Source organism: Streptococcus sp. A22, assembly GCF_043674215.1.
Taxonomy (GTDB): Bacteria; Bacillota; Bacilli; order Lactobacillales; family Streptococcaceae; genus Streptococcus; species Streptococcus suis_V.
In genome coordinates this window covers 1-5,469 of sequence record NZ_JBIMJQ010000043.1, presented here as the reverse complement: position 1 = coordinate 5,469, position 5,469 = coordinate 1, and the positions used below count along the sequence as shown (strand labels likewise).

5 protein-coding genes and 1 pseudogene are annotated in these 5,469 nt (G+C 40.7%); all 6 read left to right on the top strand.

The genetic code is table 11. The features are described from left to right. A partial coding sequence (locus tag ACHBHN_RS10905; protein WP_394734123.1) for an SNF2-related protein occupies positions 1–1,140 on the top strand: 1,140 nt, incomplete at its 5' end. After that, a pseudogene (locus ACHBHN_RS10900) lies at positions 1,121–1,494 on the top strand (TnpV protein). The gene ACHBHN_RS10905 and the pseudogene ACHBHN_RS10900, both read left to right, overlap by 20 nt. A 366-nt stretch (positions 1,495–1,860) precedes the next feature. Further along, positions 1,861–3,780 (top strand): tetracycline resistance ribosomal protection mosaic protein Tet(O/W/32/O), encoded by a 1,920-nt coding sequence (gene tet(O/W/32/O) / locus ACHBHN_RS10895; RefSeq protein ID WP_394734122.1) that lies wholly within the window; start codon positions 1,861–1,863, stop codon positions 3,778–3,780. A 51-nt stretch (positions 3,781–3,831) separates the two neighbouring features. Continuing rightward, positions 3,832–4,005 (top strand): cysteine-rich KTR domain-containing protein, encoded by a 174-nt coding sequence (locus tag ACHBHN_RS10890; protein ID WP_011528024.1) that lies wholly within the window; start codon positions 3,832–3,834, stop codon positions 4,003–4,005. Between the two features lie 395 nt (positions 4,006–4,400). Next, on the top strand, positions 4,401–5,018 hold the full coding sequence (locus ACHBHN_RS10885) for a recombinase family protein (RefSeq protein WP_002321671.1): 618 nt from the start codon (positions 4,401–4,403) through the stop codon (positions 5,016–5,018). Continuing rightward, entirely contained in the window at positions 5,018–5,428 is a 411-nt protein-coding gene (locus ACHBHN_RS10880) for a toprim domain-containing protein (protein WP_105122867.1), read from the top strand. Before ACHBHN_RS10885 ends, ACHBHN_RS10880 begins: the two co-directional genes overlap by 1 nt. Positions 5,429–5,469 lie beyond the last annotated feature (41 nt).

Sequence of the window (5,469 nt, the reverse complement as noted above, 5' to 3'; positions counted from 1 at the left end):
GAGCACCAGTTGGAAGAACTCCAAAAACTAGAGCGAGATACCTTTATTGAATTTGAAAACCTTGGAATTGATTTTCTTTTTGTGGATGAAGCTCATCACTTCAAGAATATCCGTCCAATCACAGGACTTGGGAATGTCGCGGGAATCACCAATACCACTTCAAAAAAGAACGTAGACATGGAGATGAAGGTGAGACAGGTTCAGGCAGAGCATGGCGATAGAAATGTCGTTTTTGCGACAGGAACACCAGTTTCTAACTCCATCAGTGAACTTTTCACCATGATGAATTACATTCAGCCCGATGTTTTGGAACGATATCAGGTATCCAATTTTGACTCATGGGTTGGGGCTTTTGGGAATATCGAAAACTCTATGGAACTAGCCCCGACAGGTGATAAATACCAACCTAAGAAACGGTTCAAGAAATTTGTCAACCTTCCTGAACTCATGCGAATTTACAAGGAAACAGCTGATATTCAGACTTCAGAAATGCTTGATTTACCTGTACCTGAAGCTAAGATTATTGCGGTGGAAAGCGAGTTAACGCAAGCTCAGAAATACTATTTAGAAGAACTGGTAGAGCGTTCAGACGCTATCAAGTCAGGTAGTGTTGATCCAAGTAGAGATAACATGCTTAAAATCACAGGTGAAGCCAGAAAACTAGCCATTGATATGCGGTTGATTGACCCTGCTTATAATTTATCAGATAATCAGAAAATCCTTCAAGTGGTCGATAATGTCGAGCGGATTTACCGTGAAGGAGCTGGAGAAAAGGCTACTCAGATGATTTTCTCAGATATTGGAACACCTAAAAGTAAGGAAGAAGGGTTTGATGTTTACAATGAACTTAAGAACTTGTTGGTCGATCGAGGGATACCAAAAGAAGAAATTGCCTTTGTCCATGATGCCAATACTGATGAGAAGAAAAACTCATTGTCTAGAAAGGTCAATAGCGGAGAAGTGCGGATTCTCATGGCTTCGACAGAAAAAGGGGGAACAGGATTAAACGTCCAGTCTCGCATGAAAGCTGTCCACCATTTAGACGTTCCCTGGAGGCCCTCAGATGTAGGACGGATTTTGCGGACATTCAAAATAAAAAAGAATGTGGAGGTAACAGACAATGGCAAAGACAATTTTTGAGGAAATGGGCGGTAAATACGAAAGGCAAGGCGATTATTTAATACCGTGCTTAACTGTACCCGCCGAAGAAGAACAGCCGATAGGCATCTGGGGACAGCGGCATTTGGATTATCTGAAGCATCACTGCAAAGTTACATACACCAATCTTCTTACAAGCGGCAGACTTAACGCTTACCTTGCCGACATTGACAGACAGGCACAGGAACGCTTTGAAAGGCTCATAGAGGGTATGAAACAGGCACAGGGCATAACGGAACAGTAAAGGCAGAAAACGCCTTAGAATGGACAGGATGCCTCAATAACATAAGGGCTTGTGCGAGGGAGATTGTGGAAAAGGAAATTATTTTTGCATAAACAGATGATTAGTGGCAGGGGGAAATCCTGCCGCTTTTTCTGCTTTAGTTTGTCAGCTTGACAAATAAAGGGTTAAGGAATATAATTAGATTCAGTATTATACAAGGAGTTAATAAATATGCGGCAAGGTATTCTTAAATAAACTGTCAATTTGATAGTGGGAACAAAAAGTAGCAGTCCCGTTTCACTTTTAATATGGGGCTTAGTTTTTTGTACCCAGTTAAAGAATACTTTTATCATGTAATTTTATATGCCCGAAAACATATAAGTGTTTTGGGGCTATTGGAGTTATTTACCCAGTGATAGGAGTATTTATCACTGGGTATTTTTATGCCCTTTTTTGGGTGTTGATAGGAGGAAAATCACATGAAAATAATTAACTTAGGCATTCTGGCTCACGTTGACGCAGGAAAGACAACATTAACGGAAAGTTTATTGTATACCAGTGGTGCAATTGCAGAACTAGGGAGCGTAGATGAAGGCACAACAAGGACAGATACAATGAATTTGGAGCGTCAAAGGGGAATCACTATCCAGACAGCAGTGACATCTTTTCAGTGGGAGGATGTAAAAGTCAACATTATAGATACGCCAGGCCATATGGATTTTTTGGCGGAGGTGTACCGCTCTTTGGCTGTTTTAGATGGGGCCATCTTGGTGATCTCCGCTAAAGATGGCGTGCAGGCCCAGACCCGTATTCTGTTCCATGCCCTGCGGAAAATGAACATTCCCACCGTTATCTTTATCAACAAGATCGACCAGGCTGGCGTTGATTTGCAGAGCGTGGTTCAGTCTGTTCGGGATAAGCTCTCCGCCGATATTATCATCAAGCAGACGGTGTCGCTGTCCCCGGAAATAGTCCTGGAGGAAAATACCGACATAGAAGCATGGGATGCAGTCATCGAAAATAACGATAAATTATTGGAAAAGTATATCGCAGGAGAACCAATCAGCCGGGAAAAACTTGTGCGGGAGGAACAGCGGCGGGTTCAAGACGCCTCCCTGTTCCCGGTCTATTATGGCAGCGCCAAAAAGGGCCTTGGCATTCAACCGTTGATGGATGCGGTGACAGGGCTGTTCCAACCGATTGGGGAACAGGGGAGCGCCGCCCTATGCGGCAGCGTTTTCAAGGTGGAGTATACAGATTGCGGCCAGCGGCGTGTCTATCTACGGCTATACAGCGGAACGCTGTGCCTGCGGGATACGGTGGCCCTGGCCGGGAGAGAAAAGCTGAAAATCACAGAGATGCGTATTCCATCCAAAGGGGAAATTGTTCGGACAGACACCGCTTATCCGGGAGAAATTGTTATTTTAGCTGATGATACTTTGAAACTGAACGACATTCTAGGAAATGAAAAACTCCTGCCTCATAAAACACGGATTGATAATCCCATGCCATTACTTCGGACAACGGTAGAGCCGCAAAAGCCGGAGCAAAGGGAAGCCCTGTTAAATGCCCTCGCAGAGATTGCTGATACAGACCCTCTTTTGCATTTTGACATTGATACTGTTACACATGAGATTATGTTATCTTTTTTGGGAAAAGTACAGTTAGAAGTTATTTGTTCGCTATTAGAAGAAAAATATCATGTGGGCGTGGCTATGAAAGAGCCTTCGGTTATTTATCTGGAAAGACCGCTTAGAAAAGCAGAATATACCATCCACATAGAAGTCCCGCCAAATCCTTTCTGGGCTTCTGTCGGGTTGTCCATAGAGCCGCTCCCTATTGGAAGCGGAGTGCAGTATGAAAGCAGAGTTTCACTTGGATATTTAAATCAATCGTTCCAAAATGCGGTTATGGAGGGGGTTCTTTATGGCTGCGAGCAGGGGCTGTATGGATGGAAAGTGACAGACTGTAAAATCTGTTTTGAATATGGATTGTATTATAGTCCTGTAAGTACCCCCGCAGACTTTCGGCTGCTTTCCCCTATCGTATTGGAGCAGGCTTTAAAAAAAGCAGGGACAGAACTATTAGAGCCATATCTCCACTTTGAAATTTATGCACCGCAGGAATATCTCTCACGGGCGTATCATGATGCTCCAAGGTATTGTGCAGATATTGTAAGTACTCAGATAAAGAATGACGAGGTCATTCTGAAAGGAGAAATCCCTGCTAGATGTATTCAAGAATACAGGAACGATTTAACTAATTTCACAAATGGGCAGGGAGTCTGCTTGACAGAGTTAAAAGGATACCAGCCAGCTATTGGTAAATTTATTTGCCAACCCCGCCGCCCGAATAGCCGTATAGATAAGGTTCGGCATATGTTCCACAAGTTAGCTTAACAGCTTGCAAAAGTCATATAAAATGAGATTTGAAAGGATTAGAGACTAATTATGATGAAATGCGAATGGATATTGTGTCCTGTTTGTGGGAGCAAAACCCGTAATAAAATTAGGAAGGACACTGTTTTGGAGAATTATCCCCTTTATTGTCCAAAATGCAGACAAGAAAGCTTGATTAAAGTTGACAACTTGAAGATAACTGTCATCAAAGAGCCAGACGCTTAAGACGCAGAGCCGATGAAATTGTGGAACAATTCACGAATCATCGGCTCTTTTTGTTTCGTATTTGAAAGAACAAACTCACCAAATAAAAAAAACGATATTCGGGTGGGTTATTTTGTTATACTTATTTGTCCTATAAACTATTTAGCAGCATAATAGATTTATTGAATAGGTCATTTAAGTTGAGCATATTAGAGGAGGAAAATCTTGGAGAAATATTTGAAGAACCCGATTACATGGATTGGATTAGTTCTTGTGGTTACGTGGTTTTTAACTAAAAGTAGTGAATTTTTGATTTTTGGTGTGTGTGTCTTGTTGTTAGTATTTGCTAGTCAAAGTGATTAAATAGAATTCATATCCAATTTATTTTTTTCTTAACAAGGGAGGTGTTTTTTAACATGACTAAAGTAGGGTATGCACGTGTCAGTAGCAAAGAACAGAACTTAGATAGACAACTGAAAGCGTTAGAGGGCGTTTCTAAGGTCTTTTCAGACAAAGCAAGCGGTCAATCGGTCGAACGCCCACAATTACAAGCTATGCTTAACTATATTCGTGAAGGGGATATAGTTGTTGTTACTGAATTAGATCGATTAGGACGAAATAATAAAGAATTAACAGAATTGATGAATCAAATTCAAATTAAGGGGGCAACCCTGGAAGTCTTAAATTTACCCTCAATGAATGGTATTGAAGATGAAAATTTAAGACGGCTGATTAATAATTTAGTGATTGAATTGTATAAGTACCAAGCGGAATCTGAACGCAAACGAATTAAAGAACGCCAAGCCCAAGGAATTGAAATTGCTAAGAAAAAAGGAAAATTCAAAGGGCGACAACTGAAATTCAAAGAAAATGATCCACGTTTACAACACGCTTTCGATTTGTTTTTGAACGGTTTATCCGATAAAGAAGTTGAAGAACAAACTGGAATTAATCGCCGAACGTTTAGAAGGTATCGATCAAGATACAACGTGACAGTCGATCAAAGAAAAAACAATGAAAAGAGGGATAGTTAATGAGTACGGTTATTTTAGCTGAAAAACCAAGCCAGGCATTAGCCTATGCAAGTGCTTTAAAACAAAGCACCAAAAAAGACGGTTATTTTGAGATCAAAGACCCAATCTTTGCAGATGAAACGTTTATCACGTTTGGTTTTGGGCATTTAGTCGAGTTAGCAGAACCAGGTCATTATGACGAAAAGTGGCAAAATTGGAAACTTGAATCATTGCCGATTTTTCCTGATCGATACGATTTTGAAGTGGCAACAGATAAAAAAAAGCAGTTTAAAATTGTTGCTGAACTTTTAAAACAAGCAAATACAATCATTGTCGCAACAGATAGCGACAGAGAAGGCGAAAACATTAGAAGCAAACTTAAGAGTGTGTTGATTGTGCATTATCTTAAAATTTTGTATAATAGGAATTGAAGTTAAATTAGATGCTAAAAATTTGTAATTAAGAAGGAGGG

Coding starts and splice junctions, on each gene's coding strand:
- ACHBHN_RS10890 (WP_011528024.1), top strand. CDS start 3,832: ATGATGAAATGCGAATGGATATTGTGTCCTGTTTGTGGGAGCAAAACC.
- ACHBHN_RS10880 (WP_105122867.1), top strand. CDS start 5,018: ATGAGTACGGTTATTTTAGCTGAAAAACCAAGCCAGGCATTAGCCTAT.
- ACHBHN_RS10885 (WP_002321671.1), top strand. CDS start 4,401: ATGACTAAAGTAGGGTATGCACGTGTCAGTAGCAAAGAACAGAACTTA.